General features: G+C 30.5%; 13 protein-coding genes. 2 read left to right on the plus strand and 11 right to left on the minus strand.

Going from position 1 to position 17,513, the window contains the following annotated elements; translation table 11 throughout:
• Positions 1-66 precede the first annotated feature (66 nt).
• Positions 67-1,230 (plus strand): MFS transporter, encoded by a 1,164-nt coding sequence (locus tag DEFDS_RS06985; protein WP_013008094.1) that lies wholly within the window; start codon positions 67-69, stop codon positions 1,228-1,230.
• On the opposite strand, the gene DEFDS_RS06990 is transcribed toward DEFDS_RS06985, so the two are convergent.
• From DEFDS_RS06990 to DEFDS_RS07020, 7 genes are read right to left on the minus strand one after another with little or no spacing between them, the layout of a single operon-like run.
• Positions 1,227-3,680 (minus strand): AAA family ATPase, encoded by a 2,454-nt coding sequence (locus tag DEFDS_RS06990; protein WP_013008095.1) that lies wholly within the window; start codon positions 3,678-3,680, stop codon positions 1,227-1,229. The genes DEFDS_RS06985 and DEFDS_RS06990 overlap by 4 nt on opposite strands.
• A complete protein-coding gene (locus tag DEFDS_RS06995; protein ID WP_013008096.1) occupies positions 3,667-4,803 on the minus strand; it encodes a metallophosphoesterase family protein in 1,137 nt (378 codons plus the stop codon). Before DEFDS_RS06995 ends, DEFDS_RS06990 begins: the two co-directional genes overlap by 14 nt.
• On the minus strand, positions 4,791-5,267 hold the full coding sequence (locus DEFDS_RS07000; protein WP_041223672.1) for a bifunctional nuclease family protein: 477 nt from the start codon (positions 5,265-5,267) through the stop codon (positions 4,791-4,793). Before DEFDS_RS07000 ends, DEFDS_RS06995 begins: the two co-directional genes overlap by 13 nt.
• Before the next feature lie 6 nt (positions 5,268-5,273).
• A complete protein-coding gene (miaB, locus tag DEFDS_RS07005; RefSeq protein ID WP_013008098.1) occupies positions 5,274-6,593 on the minus strand; it encodes a tRNA (N6-isopentenyl adenosine(37)-C2)-methylthiotransferase MiaB in 1,320 nt (439 codons plus the stop codon).
• Complete coding sequence (locus DEFDS_RS07010; protein WP_013008099.1) at positions 6,590-7,339, minus strand: hypothetical protein; 750 nt, start codon at positions 7,337-7,339, stop codon at positions 6,590-6,592. The genes miaB and DEFDS_RS07010 overlap by 4 nt, the downstream gene beginning before the upstream one ends.
• Positions 7,336-8,541 (minus strand): hypothetical protein, encoded by a 1,206-nt coding sequence (locus DEFDS_RS07015; RefSeq protein ID WP_013008100.1) that lies wholly within the window; start codon positions 8,539-8,541, stop codon positions 7,336-7,338. Before DEFDS_RS07015 ends, DEFDS_RS07010 begins: the two co-directional genes overlap by 4 nt.
• Entirely contained in the window at positions 8,526-11,354 is a 2,829-nt protein-coding gene (locus tag DEFDS_RS07020; protein WP_041223673.1) for an anaerobic glycerol-3-phosphate dehydrogenase subunit C, read from the minus strand. The genes DEFDS_RS07015 and DEFDS_RS07020 overlap by 16 nt, the downstream gene beginning before the upstream one ends.
• A gap of 376 nt (positions 11,355-11,730) precedes the next feature.
• Here DEFDS_RS07020 and DEFDS_RS07025 point away from each other — a divergent pair, with 376 nt between their 5' ends.
• Entirely contained in the window at positions 11,731-12,639 is a 909-nt protein-coding gene (locus DEFDS_RS07025) for an AEC family transporter (RefSeq protein ID WP_013008102.1), read from the plus strand.
• Positions 12,640-12,676: 37 nt separating this feature from the next.
• On the opposite strand, the gene DEFDS_RS07030 is transcribed toward DEFDS_RS07025, so the two are convergent.
• The 4 genes from DEFDS_RS07030 to DEFDS_RS07045 form a co-directional block, all read right to left on the minus strand.
• Complete coding sequence (locus tag DEFDS_RS07030) at positions 12,677-14,023, minus strand: TrpB-like pyridoxal phosphate-dependent enzyme (protein ID WP_013008103.1); 1,347 nt, start codon at positions 14,021-14,023, stop codon at positions 12,677-12,679.
• A 452-nt stretch (positions 14,024-14,475) separates the two neighbouring features.
• Positions 14,476-14,859: a DUF3783 domain-containing protein gene (locus DEFDS_RS07035; RefSeq protein ID WP_013008104.1), complete on the minus strand. Its 384-nt coding sequence runs from the start codon at positions 14,857-14,859 to the stop codon at positions 14,476-14,478.
• Positions 14,849-15,595, minus strand: a complete 747-nt coding sequence (locus DEFDS_RS07040) for a nitrilase-related carbon-nitrogen hydrolase (RefSeq protein ID WP_153801481.1) — start codon at positions 15,593-15,595, stop codon at positions 14,849-14,851. The genes DEFDS_RS07035 and DEFDS_RS07040 overlap by 11 nt, the downstream gene beginning before the upstream one ends.
• Entirely contained in the window at positions 15,585-17,504 is a 1,920-nt protein-coding gene (locus tag DEFDS_RS07045) for a TRAP transporter permease (protein WP_013008106.1), read from the minus strand. The genes DEFDS_RS07040 and DEFDS_RS07045 overlap by 11 nt, the downstream gene beginning before the upstream one ends.
• Positions 17,505-17,513: the final 9 nt, after the last annotated feature.

Here is a 17,513-nt window from a genome sequence, read left to right on the forward strand (position 1 = left end):
ATTTTATCTAAGTATTTATGTCAATTTTTTGTTGACAACTAAACTTAAAGTTATATTTTTGTGGGCATGCAAAAAATAGGATTTTCTAAAGAAAGTCTAAAAATGTATATTTTTTTGCTGCTACTTACATTAGCAGCTTATTCTGGGTTGCAGGGGTGGAGAACCCTTTTCAACAATTTTGCTGTTGAAGTTGCAAATCTCAACGGTTTTCAAATAGGAATAATCCAATCAGTCAGGGAAATTCCAGGTTTTTTAGCACTTTTAGTTATATACTTATTATTTATTTTTTCTGAACATAGATTGGCTTCAATATCTATAATAATTTTAGGTATCGGTATAGCTTTGACAGGTTTTCTACCAACTTTTTATGGAGTAATCCTCACAACATTAATAATGTCTTTCGGTTTCCACTATTATGAAACACTAAATCAATCGCTGACACTACAATATTTTTCCACATCAGAATCGCCACTTGTTTTTGCAAAACTACGATCAATAGCAGCACTTACAAATATATTTATTGGTATTATACTTTTCTTCGTAGCAAAATACTTTTCCTATAAAAATCTTTTCCTTACAATTGGTGTATTTATTATTTTCTTGGGTTCTATAACACTATTTATCGATCCTTCTAGAAAAGATTTACCAGTACAGCGTAAAAAAATGATTTTTAGGAAAAAGTATTGGTTATTCTATACCCTTACTCTTTTCGCAGGTGCGAGAAGACAGATATTTGTAGCATTCTCTGTATTTCTATTAGTAAAAAAATTCCATTTTTCTGTAGTAGAAATATCGGCTCTATTTGTAATTAACAATTTAATAAATTATTTTTTAAACCCCTTAATTGGTAAAGCAATAAATAAGTTTGGAGAAAGAAAAGTTTTAAGTTTAGAATATTTCTCACTTATATTTATTTTTATAACCTATGCATATTCAAACTCAAAGATTATTGTTGGACTAATGTACATCCTTGATCACATCTTTTTTAATTTTGCCATAGCAATAAGAACCTTTTTCCAAAAAATTGCTGATCCAAAAGATATTGCACCAAGTATGGCAGTTGGTTTTACAATAAATCATATCGCTGCAGTAATTTTCCCTGTTATTGGCGGTATCCTGTGGAGTATAAGTTATAAAATATCATTTTTAATGGGTGCTTTTTTAAGTTTGACGACACTAATTTTTGCACAGTTTATCGATTACGAAATCAAAAAACACCAATCAAATTAACCAATTTTAAATACAAAACTTTTTAATTTTTCAGCTAAAGAATATTTACATGTAAATAAGAAAACTTGTCTTTTATCTGACAACATTTTTAGAGACTTTATAAATAAATCTTCTCTTTCTTCATCAAAATTTGCAGTTACCTCATCGAAAAATATTGGAAGATTAAGCTCATTATCTATAAAATCAATAAACGCCAGCCTCAAAGCAAGAAATAGCTGATCTCTTGTACCACTTGATAATTGCTCTATAGTCTTAATCTGGGTATTGCTACCCTCAACAAAATAATCACCTTCAAAATCGGTAATTATCTTTTTATATCTTCCATCCGTAACTTTTTCAAAATATACAGATGCTTTTTGCAGCAATTCTGGTTGAAACTCTTTTTCAAATCTTTTTAATGTATTTTCCAATAAATTAAATGCATAAAAATAGTCTAAGTAAATCTGAATATTATATTTGAGTTTTTCTTTTAATAATTCTATTGTCCCCTCTTTTTCACTTAATTCGCTTTTATTAACTAGGATCTTCAATTTACCATTAATTTCTGATTTACTTTTAAGTATTGAATTCAACTCATCTTCATATATTGAAATCTCTTCTTGCAACTTATTAATCTCTTTTTCTATATCATATTTATTTAAACTATTTATCTTTATTTTATAACTTTCATATTTTAGACCAAATAACTTTTGAAACCTTTCCTTTTTAACAATTATCTCTTTTTCAAGACTTATAAGCTCATTATATCTTTCAACCCCTTTTTCTAAATCTTCAAGTGATTCAACACCTAACTCTTTTAATTTATCATTTATTTTATTTTCCAATAACCTTAATTGCTCCCTTTTTCTTTGTAATTTTTCCTCATAAACAACTTTATCATTTACCAATTTTTGCCTATAATCCGAATTAGCAAGCATCATTTTAATCTTTTTTTCAAATTCAGCATCTTCTAACTTTAAGCCTATTTCTTTGCACAAAATTTTTAATTCTTTAATCTTTTTCAAATGGCCTTGCAAACCTTTATATTCATCTGCAGTCTGTTCTATATCATCAAAAAACTTTTGAAGATCTTTTAAAGTAATTTCACCTTCAAGTTCAAAATTTTTAATTTCATCTATTGTCGTATCCAACTCTTTTTGATTATCATCTTTTTCTTTTTCAATGAGTTTTAAATCTTTATTTAGTTTTCTCCCTTTATTAAAAATGAAAAATGATAAAAATAAGAAAATTGTAAAACCTACCAATCCTATTAAAACATCCTTTTTTACAAGAAATAAGGAAACTAAGCTCAACACCCCAAAAAGTATAAAAGCATTTTTATATTTATTTTGCTCTGCTTTCATCGTTTCTATTTTTCTATCAAGATTTTCAATCTTAACTTTGAGTTTATCCTTTTTTTCGGTTAAGCCAATTAGTATTACCTTAAAATCTTTTACATCATATTTACTTATTAATTTATAAAAACTAGAATTCTCCAAATTTTTTAGATTCTCTAATAATTCATTTTCATCTAACATTTTTACTTCATTGAATAAAGCAAGTATTCTCATCAAAACATTTTCATCTACTTGATTGTTATTATATTCATCTAACTTTTTTCCCAATACTGAAACTTCTATCTCTATATTCTCAATCTCTCTTTTAACGTTTTCAATATTACTTTGCAATTCTTTAACTTGCTTATAATCTTCATTTTTTACCAGTAACTCACTTTCAAGCTCTGATTTTCTATTTTCAAGAACAACTATATCAAGATATGAATCAAAAGGAGTTAATAATTTATTATTTAAATCTATCCTATCCTTGAGTTCATTTAATTTTCTCTTTAAACTTAATTCTTTTTTACTCAACTCTTCCAGTGAAATGTACTCATCATCAAATTGTTCAATTTGAGATTTTAAATATTCTATATCTTTTTCAAGTTTATTAATTTCAATTATCAAACTGTTTATAACAGGATTTTTACCCCTTTCTTTAAAAAGGGAAGATAACTTTTTATCAAACTCCTGCTTAATATTACTTATGTTCTTAAAATCACTAATACTTGTTGCCTGCAATAATATATCTGTTCTATTCTTCAAATGCGTTAAAAAATCAAATGATATTAAATCTTCGATACTTATTGAAAAACTATTTTTAAAAGTTTTAAAATCAATATTTAAAGCAATCGATTTAAAAAGTGAATCATTTGGGATAAATCTTTGTTTATTTTTATCATAATATATCTCATATGAATTTTCTAAAAAATAAATAGTCGCTTTAGATTGCAAATAATCAAGAAACCACGGTTTTGATTTTTTTTCAAATGGATAAAGAATGTATCTGAACAAATGTAACAATGTAGTTTTTCCAGATTCATTTGGACCATAAATAATATTTAAGCCTTTATTAAAATGAAGATTGAACTCAAATAAGTCAGTTATTTTAACATTTAATTTACTTAATATCATCTCTAAAAATTCTTGAACTTAAAATATCAAAACCGTTTTTTTTCGCTCTTTCGAAATCAATATCTATGCCATATTTACGAATAAATTTTAATAATTTGGGATTTATTTCTAAATTTAAATGAGCAAATTCATCTTTCATTATATTTAGAAAAGGGGAAGAAAATCTTTCAAAATCCATTTTAACTATAAGATTGTCCATATTAATATCAACAATGTTGGAAATATTGTCAATCAAATCCATTTTTGAAATCAACAAATCTTCATACACTCCTGCATCAATTTCACCACAAAACTTTACAATGTAATATGAATTATTGCTTTCAAGTTCTATTAAAATCGATTCTATATCGCTGAAACTATAAGAGTGTTCCAGTTTTACTTCCAATTCTTCTATCCGAAAACCCACCGGATACTTTACAACTGAAAATCTACCATTATCATATTCCACTATATTCACATATCGCTCACCCACCTCATTGCTCCTAACAGGTATGGGCGAACCAGGATATGAAACGACTTTATTATCAATAGATTTTAAAAAATATTTATGTATATGCCCAAGTGCAAAATAACAGTTGGCTTTAAAGTTTGTAAGTCTATCAATCGATATTGGATAATAGTTTTCATGTTCATCACTTACCACATCTGTCAAATTGCAATGTAAAACACAAATAGCTGGACTCAAAAAATAATCCTCAGAAAGCGTCGAAAAAGGATTTTCCCCCAATTTCTTAAAATCAAAAGATATCCCATAAATATTTATACCATTATCAGTATAGTGGCTGATTTTATTTTTCTCAAAAACTTTAAAATTCTTTTCAGATGATAAAAAAGATAAGAACTTTTCTGAATATTCATCATGATTCCCAGCAACATAATAGACATTACAATTATTTATAGATTTTAGAAACTTTTTAAAAAGTAATCTGTATCGATACTCAATATAATTACTATTAAAAATATCCCCTGCTAAAACCAGAAAACTGATACCCTCTCTTTGTATAAGCTCTACCAGTTCATCAAAAAACTTAGAATAAAATGAGAAAGAGTTCCCCTTTTTTATAAAACTTAAGGGGCGTCCTAAATGTAAATCAGAGAAATGAAGAAATTTTATACGTCCCAAAAAGTAGTACCCTGGTCGGTAATTATCTCTTCTAAAATATTACTATTTTCATTTTTTATACAGTCTTTAGTAAAGCATTTACACTTTGTTAAAACTTGTTCTTCAATAAAAACTGGTGATTTAGTTCTTAAAGATAAAGCGATTGCATCTGATGGCCTACAATCTATACATTTTGTATTTCCACCATTTTGTAAATATAAGCTCGCTTTAAAAATACCGTTGTCATAATCAGCAATTATCACTTTCTCTACCACTACATTATCAAGAGCTGTCAAAATCCCTGAAATAAAATCATAAGTCATTGGTCTTGGTGGAACTATTTTATTTAACTCAGTATAAATAGCTTCGGCTTCAAAAACCCCAATATTGATTGGTAAATAAAAACCATCATTTGTTTCTAATATCAGTATATATCTAGAAGTTAAAGGATCCTTTACAACACACTTAACAGAAGCCTCTTTCATCAAATACTACCTCCCAACAAATTCTACTATTTTAGCTAATAATGAATTTTTCTTAGCCTCTACAATCTCAACAGTAACAATATCACCTATATTTAATTTATGATTTGATAAAATATTTACAACCTTATTTTGTCTATTTCTTCCAGAAAATTGATTTTCTCCCTTTTTACTTTTACCCTCAACCAAAATCTCCTGCACTTTACCAACATAAGATTTATTAATCTCCTCAGTGATTTTAGATTGTATACTAAGCAATTCATTCAATCTTCGACTCTTTTCATCATCTGTTATATCATCAACAAAATTACTAGCTTTCGTTTTCGGTCTTGGTGAATATTTAAATGCAAATATTGATTCATATCTAATCTCTTTTATAGCTTTTAAAGTTTCAGCAAAATCTTCAACAGTTTCTCCAGGAAATCCAACAATAAAATCAGAAGATAAAGCCAAATCGGGTATCATCTCTTTTGCTTTTAATACCTTATCTCTGTATTCTTCATAAGTATATTTTCTGTTCATCATTTTTAAAACTTTATTGGAGCCAGCCTGCAAAGGGAGGTGTAAATATTCGCACACTTTTGGAAGATCTCTTATTGCAAATATAAGCTCATCATCAAAATCTTTAGGATGAGATGTCACAAAGCGAATTCTTTCTAAGCCATTTATATCATGTACTTTGTAAAGCAATTTTGGGAAATTAATATCTTCATCAAGCCCTTTACCATAAGAATTTACATTTTGTCCTAGCAGAGTAACTTCTTTGACACCATTATTTACCAAATATTTGATTTCATCCAATATTTCAGAAGGTTTTCTACTCTTTTCTCTTCCACGAACATAAGGAACAATACAATAAGAGCAAAAGTTATCACACCCTTTCATAATAGTTACAAAAGCTGAAACTTTTTTCCCTCTTCCAAAAACAGGGATAGAAAGCTCATCATCCCCTTCACTTGTATCACAAATTCTTTCCCCTTTTTCAACTAAATCTATCAAAGAGTGTAATCTATCTATCGCAGAAGTTCCAAAAACTAAATCCACATAATCAAATCTATCTAAAAATTTTTCACCATCCTGCTGAGCAACACAACCGCACACTGCAATCTTAAAATCAGGGTTAAGCTTTTTAAATTTTTTTAATCTGCCAAGTTCACTTTCCACTTTGTGATAAGGTTTTTCTCTTACACTACATGTATTTATAACTGCAAATGAAGCTTCTTCCAAATTATCTGTTAATGAATACCCTCTTTCCTGGAATATTGCAGCAATTCTCTCAGAATCGTATTCATTCATTTGGCAACCAAACGTTTTAATAAATAATTTCATTTTGCCTCCATATTTGTGTTTGATAATAAGCTTTTCAAAACTTTTAATTCTTTCTGAGCTTCCATATATTTTGGATGCAACTTATCTATTTTAGATAACCAATATATAGCATCATTTATATATGTTTTATCTCTACTGCCTTTATGAGACATTACAAAGGTATACCTCTCGTTACCTATTTTATATGCAAAATCCATCTTTAATTTTTTAATTTTTTCATTTTCTACACCTAATCTCTCCAAATATTCATAAGCTCCAATATAATCACCTTTGGCCGAAAGTGTAAGTGCCTTTCTAATATATTTTTCTGGTATAATATTTTCGTATTTACTCATCTCCAAGCTAACCTGTTTTAAAAGCTTATCAGCTTCTGGTTTTACAGGTACATCTGGCGGGATATTTATCAATAACTCATAAGAAGTCACAATATAATTTTTAGCAGTTTCATAATCTTCTTCAAAAAACGATTTCCTTGCCTCTTTAAATAATTTTAAAGCTTTTTTATAGTCGTTTTCGGACTTAATAATTTTATAAAGTTTTGCTTTTAGAACAAGCGATTTCTTGTTAAACTTATAATAAGATAATGACTTTAAAACTTTATCATAGGCTTCATAATATTTTTTTTCTTCATACAGTTTTTCAGCTTCTCTATAAAGTTTATAAGTTTCACTTTTCAAATAAAACCAAACCGCCAATCCAGCAACTAAAAGTAAAAACAGCAATAAAACTATAACCTTCTTTGTCATTTCATAAACTCATTCAGTTTATTTAATATCTCTTTGTCTTTTATCTTTTTCATAGCTTTTTCAGCAGAAGCAGTATCATTTAGTAATAAATAAGCTAAAACTTTAAAATAAAGCCCCTGATCACTACTATCCTCTGATAATAGCAGCAAAACTTCCTTGGCCTTTTCATCAGCCAATAATTTATCCGCTATATCATATCTGTTTTTACAGTTTTTAAAATCAGAAATTCTCAACAAATTTAGTTTATATCCATCATAAGCATACATACATTTTATTTTATCACTTTTCTTAGACCACAATAAATATCTTTTTTTAAATTTATCAATATCTTTTATAGCTAAAGAACAATTTAAATAGGACTCATAATACTTCTCATCGTGTTTTACAAAACAGTTATCTAATAAATCACAATCGACTTTCAATCCATTTTCTTTCTGAATTTTATAAGCCCTACAATAGTTAATATTTGATATCTTATATTTTTTTCTATTTATCTCAAAACTCTTCAAAAACGAATCATATTTTTTTATATCCCATACCCTATCCAATGCTAAATTTACCATATCGCTATCTTTATAATATCTATAAATTTTCCAGAATTTATCGTAGTTACCATTTTTATAAAATAAAATGGCAAAACTTTTCTTGTTTTTATTGTCAAGTTTTCTTATATCAATTTTATCAAACTGTTTTGAAGCTTCTTCTGGAAAATCTTTTAGCTTAATCGCCAACGCTAATCTCAACTTATTGTCCAATTTCAAACGTAATGATTTTTTTGAAATATCTTTATCCACCTTACAGTTTGAAGATAGATAAGCTTTTAGAGTGTAATCATAAAAATTTTCAATTAGATAACTTTTTGCTAAATCACAATCTTTTTCAGCCAATATTTTCACTTTATCGTATCTTAGAAGTTTTGTATCAATCTTTTTATCATTTACATTTTCTAACTCGTTTATCAACTCCAGAGCTTTGTCATAATTATCTTCACTCAAATATATTTGATATAACAAATACTTAGCAAAATTTATCTTCTTTTCGTCTTTTGCATCTTTTAAAAAATCTTCTAAACTAATCTTTGCCACATCATATAATTGATCCTTGAATGCAGAAACTCCAAGTAAATAATCACTCACATCTCCTGCATAAAGCAAATAACTACTTAAAAATAAAAAAATGATTAAAATCAATTTTTTAAACATTGTGCAACCACTTCCACTGGATGAAGTACTTTTTTCTCTGAAATATGCTCTATCTGCATCCTACACGTTGGGCAGTCAGTTAATACCACATCACACCCAGACTCTACAATTTTTTGAGCAAGGTCTCTACCTATATCCATACTCAAATCATAATTATCAGCACTCATACCCCAGCTACCAGCTATACCGCAGCAGTGTGAGTTAAGATTTTTTACACCTAACCTCATATTTTTCTGCAACAACTCAATAGAACTATTAGCATATTTTTGAACTTTTAAATGACATGGCATATGATAAGCAAAATTTCTACCATCCTTCTCTATTTCCACTTTATCAAAATTATCATTTATCAGTTTACTTATGTGTATTACCTTATCTTTAACCATCTCAATTTCTTCATTATTTAATAAATAACTCCACTCTTTCATCAAAGATAAACCGCAAGAAGAGCAGGAAACTACGATATAATCCACATCTTTAGCAAGATTACCCCATTTATTCAAATTCTTCTCCACACTTTTTCTCGCTTTGTCCACCATCCCTTTTGACAACATTGGCAATCCACAACAGTGTTGTTCAGGTATAATTACTTTATATCCTAAATTTTCAAGAACCTTAACAGTTGATTTACCAATATTCGTTTCAATATAACCTGCATAACATCCAGAAAAATAAAGTACTGACTTTTCACCTTCGCCAACTTCTCTGTTTACCTCTTCAAAAAGAGAGTGTGTTTTAAAAGCAACAAACTCCCTTTCTTGAGCAAGACCTGTAAAAAGTTCATTTAATTTTCTACTAAGATTAGGTTTCATAACCTTTGCAATTAAGGGTGAAACCTTTCGTGTATACTTTGCAGCTAATTCAACACTTACAAGCAATTTTTTTGTAATGTCTGTTCCATATTTTTTCACATATTGACTTCTTGCTTCTAAAGCTAATTTTGGAATATTTACATTTGAAGGGCACTCCCTCTCACAACTTCCACAGTTTACACAATGATCAATCACAAACTGAAAAGCTTTATCATAAAGTGCCTTATCATCTATCACTCCACTTATTAGAGCTCTTAAAATGTTTGCCTTTGCCTTTGGAGCTGCTGCTTCATCCCTTGTAAATTTATAAATTGGACACATCCTCGTTGCTGTGGTAACTGTGGTACATTTCGAACATCCATGACATTTCTCAACCTCAGGAATAAAACCTTCATCCCACACCAACAGTTTTTCAGTCAAATCTTTACTTCTATAATCTTTGCCAAATCTTAAAAATTTCTTCATCTGATAAGGGTCAGAATGCGTAATTATTTCAGGATTCAAAATATTATTCTCATCTAAAATAGATTTAACAGCTTTAAAAAGTGGATAAATTTTTGGATATTGCTTTGAAATATAGTAACTTCTAATACGTCCATCACCATGTTCACCAGATATTGCTCCACCTAGTGAATGAACCAATTCAAATACTTCATCAGCTAATATTTTTAAATAATCTATATCATGAGGATCTTTCAAATTAAGCAATGGACGAGTGTGTAGCAAACCTTTTGCAATATGCCCATAAATCACAAAATCAATTTTGTGTCTCCCAAGAATGTCATATAGACCATTGAAATATTCAACCAAATTATCTGTAGGAACAGCTGCATCTTCTATCAGAGCTAAAATCTTTTTATCCCCTTTGAGCTTATATAATATTGGTACTGCAGCTTTTCTTATCGCCCAAAACTTGTCTTTTTCCTCCTGATCCACGGCAAGAAATGCACTATTTGTCAACCCCTCTCTATCAATCAGATCTTTTGCCTTTTGTGCATTCTCCACTGCTTCTTCTTTATTATATGAATCAAATTCAATTAATAATACATTATCTATCCCTTCTGGTATTTTATCTCTTAGTTTTTCGTCATTTTCTTTTGCTAATTTTAAAAGTGACTTATCCATTATTTCTATTCCACTTGGACCCATCGGTAAAATCATCTGAACCGCTTTTGCACTGAAAATGATATCATCAAAATATGCAACGATTAAACTATCATAAGTTGGTTTAGGTAAAATCTTAAATTTTAACTTGGTTGCAATACCAAGTGTCCCTTCAGCACCACAAAACAACTTATTCAAAACTAATTTATCATCTTTAACCAACTCTCTTAAATTATAACCTGTAACATTGCATTTAACCTTCGGATATGCACTTTCAATTTCTGAGTGATATTTACCATAAAGGCTATAAAGTTTTTTAAATTTATCATCCAATTCATCAAACGATTTTGAATTGATATCAGAAAAAGTTATTTTTTCTCCAGAGCTCAAAATTATATCAGCATCAAGTACATAATCGGAAACATTCCCATATTTCACAGAGTGAGCACCACTTGCATTTGTGCCAAACATCCCACCAAAAGACGCATACTCTCCACTAGATGGATCAGGTGGAAAAAAATACCCTTTGTCTTTTAAAATTGCCTCAAGCTCACCAAATCTAAAGCCAGGCTCACATACGAAATAACCCTCTTCTAAATTTAACTCCAATAACCTATTCATATATTTCATAAAATCTATAACTATACCTTTACCTATAGCAGAGCCACAAAGCCCACTACCCGCCCCCCTTGGATGAATAGTCAACCCATACTTTTGGGCAAAATTAATCACAGTAACAACATCCTCTTCATCCTTAGGATATACGACACATGAAGGCTCAACCCTATAAATACTACCATCCGTAGAATGCATATACCTTCTAAGTTTATCCGTATAAACATCCCCTTTTATAAATTCATGAAGTTCATCAAAAATATTATCTGTCAATTGCGGCATCATTTACTCCCTTATTATCAAAGTAGACATCTGATTAGCTAAAAATATAACGATACATTTACAAAAGTAAAGATTAAAGAAGTAAGAATATTGCACAATAGGATAATATTTTGAAACTAAAATAATTCTGAGATTGCTTCATCAGCTTACGCTTCCTCGCAATGACTAGGAAATTTGTCATTGCGAGCATTAGCGAAGCAATCTGAGGTGCTTAAGCAATTATTATTGTGCAAAAACCTCGTCTTACTTGAAATTGCTTCGTCAGTTTAAACTTCCTCGAGAATACTGTCTCATTGTCTTTGCTAGCGTTAGCAAAGAAATCTAGGAAGATTATAAATATTATTGAATATTTATCAATACAAACTAAAATAACAATATGTTAAATAACATACTACCAATCTTTTTAACAATTCTTTTTGGAAATTTATTAAAAAAAGTAAAACTAATCGATGAAATTTTTATCTCAAAAACTAATAAGCTAATTTTTTATATCCTTCTTCCACTTTTACTCTTTTACAAAATAGCAAAATCCGATTTTAATAAGACCTTTGACATCAAATATATTATAATCATGTATTTTTCTTTTATTATTTTGATTATTTTAGTAACCCCCATTCTCAAATTATTAAAAACTGAAAAAAAAGATATTGGCACATTTTTGATGAACAGCTTTAGAGGAAATTATGCTTATGTGGGCTTACCTGTGAGCTATTTTAGTTTTGGTGATAAGGGGCTGGTTATCGCAAGTATTTACATGGCATTTATAGTGCCTGTTGTAAATTTACTTTCAGTTATTGTCCTTTCATTCTCATCCGAAAAATCATCATCAAAAAAAGAAGTATTTTATCAAATAATTTTCAACCCTTTGGCAATAGGTTGTATATTTGGCATCCTTTTTTCAGTATTAAAGATCGATATACCCATTGCCATTGACAGATTTTTATCAATAAACAGCTCTGCAACTCTCCCATTAGCTCTGCTTTCTATCGGTGCAACAATCAATCTACAAAAATTAGGAAACTCTTTCAACTTATCGCTCATAAATACATTTTTTAAGCTAATTATTTTACCAGTAATAGGATTCATAATTTTATTTTTGATAAATACACCTATAAGTTTGCATGCAAAAATTATGATAATTTTATTAGCTGCACCTGCTGCAACAGTAAATTTTGTATTAGCAAAAGAAATGGGAGGAAATGAAAACTTAAGCGCAAGTACAATTATTCTATCTACAATACTTTCCTTTTTCAGCTATTTAATTTACTTAACATTATTACAATAAAAAAGGGGGTGCAAAAAGCACCCACAAATATTAGAAATTATACTTCCGGTAAATTCTTCAAAGATTCTTCTATCAAATCTTCAGGGTATTCGTAATCTTCAAGTTTACCATCAAAATAAGCATCATAAGATGCCATATCGAAAAATCCATGTCCGCTGAGGCAAAATAGCAACGTTTTTTCTTCCCCAGTCTCTTTACACTTTATAGCTTCCTTTATAGTCGCTGCGATCGCATGAGCTGATTCAGGAGCGGGAACTATCCCTTCTAATTGGGCAAAAAGTGTCCCATATTGAAAAACTTCAAGCTGTTTTACTGCAGTAGCAGAAATCAAGCCATCTTTATAAAGCTTACTTACAATCGGAGAATCTCCATGATATCTCAACCCACCAGCATGAATTGCAGGCGGTTCAAAATCATGACCCAAAGTAAACATAGGCATGATAGGTGTCAATTTTGCCACATCACCATAATCATAGGCATATTTACCTTTTGTCAATGTTGGACAGCTTGCTGGCTCCACAGCCACAGCATCCACATTTTTACCACTAAATTTATCTGCCAAAAATGGAAAAGCTATTCCACCAAAATTTGACCCACCACCACAGGATGCAAATATCATATCAGGATAATCACCTACGATTTCAAACTGCTTTTTCGCTTCTAAACCAATCACAGTCTGATGCAACAAAACATGATTTAAAACACTACCCAAAGCATAATTTGTATCGTTTCTACCTGCAGCTTCCTCTACTGCCTCACTAATTGCAATACCCAAACTACCATTAGAGTCAGGATTTTTTTCCAAAATTGCTCTACCACTATTTGTAAATTCAGAAGGGCTTGGAATTACTTCAGCTCCAAACATTCTCATAAAAGATTTTCTATAAGGTTTTTGATAGAAGCTTACTTTCACCATATAAACTCTACATTCCATATTAAACATTTTGGTTGCAAAGGCTAAAGCGCTACCCCACTGCCCTGCTCCAGTTTCTGTAGTAAGCCTTTGAACTCCCTCTTTTTTATTGTAATAAGCCTGAGCCACAGCTGTGTTAGGTTTATGGCTTCCTGCAGGTGAAACACCTTCGTATTTAAAATAAATTTTTGCTGGTGTCCCCAAATACTCTTCTAACCTTTCTGCTCTTATTAATGGTGTAGGTCTCCATAACGATAAAATTTCTAAAACCTCTTCAGGGATATCTATCCACCTTTTATCGCTCATCTCCTGTTCAATCAAACTTTCAGGGAAAATAGCTTTCATTTCATCAAAAGTTACAGTTTTTTTGGTAAAAGGGCTTAGAGGTGGATCCATTGGTGTAGGCAAATCAGCCAATATATTATACCACTGTTTTGGCATCTCATTAGTTTTTAAATATACCCGTTTCATAATACCTCCATCTTTTCTTAGTTAAATAATGTTTAACCTACAATATAAAAAAAATCAATACCAAAGACTTGAGGCTGTTGCACAATGGAACAATTTTCTGATATCATTATAGTTTTGAGATTGCTTCGGCAGTTTACACTGCCTCGCAATGACCCAAAATTGCTGTCTTTGCAAGCGTTAGCGAAGCAATCTGAGGTGTTTAAGCAATTATTATTGTGCAACACCCTCGACTTTTTGATATAGATTAGAAAAAGCTTATATATTCTAAAAAGTTTATCTCGATGTCATTACTAGAAGCTGCTGCATAACAGTAGCTCAAATTACCAGATTGCTTCGTCGCTAAAACTCCTCTTAATGACAAACTAATTTTCGTCATTGCGAACGAAGTGAAGCAATCTCAAAAATTATAAAATTTCAAAAAATTCTATAACCAATAATAATAAATTTTTATTTTACTTATTATTATTTCTATTTTGCATATATCTTTTTACTTCTTCCCTCTCTTTAACAAGATGGTCTAACAACTCCTTTAAGCTCCAATTTAAGTTATGCTCTGTCACCATACAAAAAAGTGGCTTTGGCAAATCAACCTTTTTATAACTTTCTATAAAATCTATTATCTCATTTTGCTCAGCACCTGCAAACATTATCAAAACTTCGCTATGAATATCCCCTTTCTCAAAATTACCAGCACCATTTAAAATATCTTTAATCAGCAAATCATCCTGATTTCTATATGCAAAAATATAGTCAAATCCTTTTTGTGAACATAAATCCATCAATAAATCTTTTTGCTCTCCATCAAGGCCGCATGCCAACACTTTCTTACCGCTCATAATCTCTCCTCATAGGCAATTTATTTCTCACTTCTTCAACTAATTTAAGATCAACTTCAGAAACTATAACTTTATCAACAAAGTTTTTAGCATCAGCTAACACTTTACCCCAGGGGTCTATTATCATAGAGTTTCCACCAAATACATCGCTCCATGTATTGCCAATTACATTACAGCAAACAAAATATAATTGATTTTCAATAGCCCTTGCAATGGATAATGCTCTAAAATGCTCAACCCTCTTTGCAGGCCACTCTGCAGGCAAAAAAACAATCTTTGCTCCGCCATTTCTCAAGTGATAAAATACCTCACAATACCTCAAATCAAAACATATCGCACATCCTGCCGTGACACCATTTATATCAAATGTATAATAGCCATTACCAGGGGAAAAATATTTATCCTCATCCATCAAAGGGAAGAGGTTTACTTTGTCATATACGAAGTAAACCTCTTTTTTATATTTTACAAAAAAAGAATTATACCTTTTACCATCTTTAAAGCGCAAAATCGAACCCATATAAATATTTTTTTCACTTAAACCTTGTAGCACTTCAAAATGATTTTCTGACTGCTTTTCAATATGCTCATAATTAAAACCAGTTGTAAACAACTCAGGTAATAAAAAGATATAATTTGAATAATCAGAAGTCAGTTCATTAACCTTTTCTATGTTTTTTTGAACATCTTCCTCTATTTTTATCTGAACACATCCGATATTCATTTTATCCTGCATTTTCAGCTCTTTTAATAGTAAATTTTTGTAAAAGTATTAAAGCAATAAAACCTGCAAAACCAATTATTGTCAAGAATCTATGAGGGAATAATAATAAATAAGCAACAACACCAAATATTATCCTTTCAATAATATTCAATTGGCGTAATTGATACCCCTCAAAAAATACCACAAACGCATATAATCCCAATGTAGCACTAATTACTGTTTCGATTACATTGATAATAGGCCCTTCGAATAAGAGCGGAGTATACACAAATAGCAATGGGATAATATAAAGCCCTTTAGCAAGCTTCCAGGCTTCAAAACCGGTTTCCAGAGGCTTGCTACCCGCAATTCCAGCAGCAGAATATGCTGCAAGACAAACAGGAGGAGTAACATTTGCATCCTGAGAATACCAAAAAATTACCATGTGAGCAGCCAATAAACTTACCCCAAGCATTGTTAGTGCAGGAGCAGCAAGAACAGCCAACACAATATATGAAGCGGTAACAGGAAGTCCCATCCCAAGAATTAACGAAGCAAGTGCGATAAATATAATAGTCAGTAAAACGCTACCACCAGATAGCGATTGAATTAACATAGAAAATTTAATCCCCATACCAACAAGCAATACAATTCCAATAACAATACCAGAACAAAGAAGAATAATACCTGTTGTCACCATGTTTTTGGCTCCAAGAGCCAATCCATCCAAAATATCTTTTATCCCCATTCTTGTTTTTTTGTTAAACCAGCTTGATACCACAATTGCAGCAATCCCAGCACAGGCAGAATATGTAGGAGTATATCCATACATTAAAAATCCCATTAAAACGATAATTGGTATAAAAAATTGCCACCCTTCTTTTAAAACCTCAGAAATCTTTGGAATTTCTTCCTTTGGTAGAGGTTTCAAACCGATTTTTTTAGCTCTTAGATGGACAAAAAAAGCAACTGTTAAAAAATACATAATTGCAGGGATAAAAGAAACAGCTACAATTTTTAAATATGGAATCTGCGTCCACTGGCTCATAATAAATGCGCCAGCACCCATAATTGGTGGCATCAACTGTCCACCAGTAGATGCAGCAGCCTCTACCGCAGCTGCAAATTTTGGAGAAAAACCTGTCTTTTTCATCATAGGAATTGTAATAGAACCCGTTCCAACAGTATTTGCAACAGCACTACCTGATACACTTCCCATCAAACCACTTGCAAAAACAGCCATTTTCGCTGGCCCACCTATACTCCTACCCATTATAGCTACTGCCAGCTTAATAATAAAATCACCAGCACCTGATTTAATCAAAAATGCACCAAATAGAACAAACAGAAAAACAAATGTTGATGATATTGTAGCAATGGTACCAAAGATACCATCAGGAGCAAAATACATTCTATATAAAAGTCTTTGAATATTCACACCAGGGAAATTCCATAAGCCACTAAAATATTTTCCAAAATAAAGAGCATAGCCGAGAAAAAATGCTGCTAAAATAGGTATTACTAAACCAGATGTCCTTCTTGTTATTTCAATCAACAAAACAATTGCAATAGCTGCTGCTATCAAGTCAGGTAAAATAGGCACTTCGTTTCTTGCGTGCAAAGCATTTTCAAATAAAACGAGATAAACTCCAACCAAAAAAGATAAAACCGCTAAGATAATATCTATTTTTAAAGTTTTTTCAGGATGTTTTTTTGACATAGGGTATAACAAATACCCCAAAAATAATAAAAAGCTGTAATGCAAAGCGTTTCTTTGTATCTCAGGCATAATTCCAACAGTGTTTACCCACAAATGAAATAAGGATGTAATAATACCAACGAAATAAACTACTTTTTCTAAAGTATTAGATAATTCTCTTTGGACGGTTATAACTTCACCGCTGAGATCCTCTTGTGTTTTTTTATTTTCCACTTGACTCATTTAATCCTC

The sequence above is a fragment of the Deferribacter desulfuricans SSM1 genome (genome assembly GCF_000010985.1).
In the GTDB taxonomy this organism is placed as follows: domain Bacteria; phylum Chrysiogenota; class Deferribacteres; order Deferribacterales; family Deferribacteraceae; genus Deferribacter; species Deferribacter desulfuricans.

What these genes read in the sequence shown, in the direction of transcription:
- DEFDS_RS06985 (WP_013008094.1), top strand. Translation starts at nt 67, where the DNA reads ATGCAAAAAATAGGATTTTCTAAAGAAAGTCTAAAAATGTATATTTTT.
- DEFDS_RS06990 (WP_013008095.1), bottom strand. Translation starts at nt 3,680, where the DNA reads ATGATATTAAGTAAATTAAATGTTAAAATAACTGACTTATTTGAGTTC.
- DEFDS_RS07000 (WP_041223672.1), bottom strand. Translation starts at nt 5,267, where the DNA reads ATGAAAGAGGCTTCTGTTAAGTGTGTTGTAAAGGATCCTTTAACTTCT.
- miaB (WP_013008098.1), bottom strand. Translation starts at nt 6,593, where the DNA reads ATGAAATTATTTATTAAAACGTTTGGTTGCCAAATGAATGAATACGAT.
- DEFDS_RS07010 (WP_013008099.1), bottom strand. Translation starts at nt 7,339, where the DNA reads ATGACAAAGAAGGTTATAGTTTTATTGCTGTTTTTACTTTTAGTTGCT.
- DEFDS_RS07015 (WP_013008100.1), bottom strand. Translation starts at nt 8,541, where the DNA reads ATGTTTAAAAAATTGATTTTAATCATTTTTTTATTTTTAAGTAGTTAT.
- DEFDS_RS07020 (WP_041223673.1), bottom strand. Translation starts at nt 11,354, where the DNA reads ATGCCGCAATTGACAGATAATATTTTTGATGAACTTCATGAATTTATA.
- DEFDS_RS07025 (WP_013008102.1), top strand. Translation starts at nt 11,731, where the DNA reads ATGTTAAATAACATACTACCAATCTTTTTAACAATTCTTTTTGGAAAT.
- DEFDS_RS07030 (WP_013008103.1), bottom strand. Translation starts at nt 14,023, where the DNA reads ATGAAACGGGTATATTTAAAAACTAATGAGATGCCAAAACAGTGGTAT.
- DEFDS_RS07035 (WP_013008104.1), bottom strand. Translation starts at nt 14,859, where the DNA reads ATGAGCGGTAAGAAAGTGTTGGCATGCGGCCTTGATGGAGAGCAAAAA.
- DEFDS_RS07040 (WP_153801481.1), bottom strand. Translation starts at nt 15,595, where the DNA reads ATGCAGGATAAAATGAATATCGGATGTGTTCAGATAAAAATAGAGGAA.
- DEFDS_RS07045 (WP_013008106.1), bottom strand. Translation starts at nt 17,504, where the DNA reads ATGAGTCAAGTGGAAAATAAAAAAACACAAGAGGATCTCAGCGGTGAA.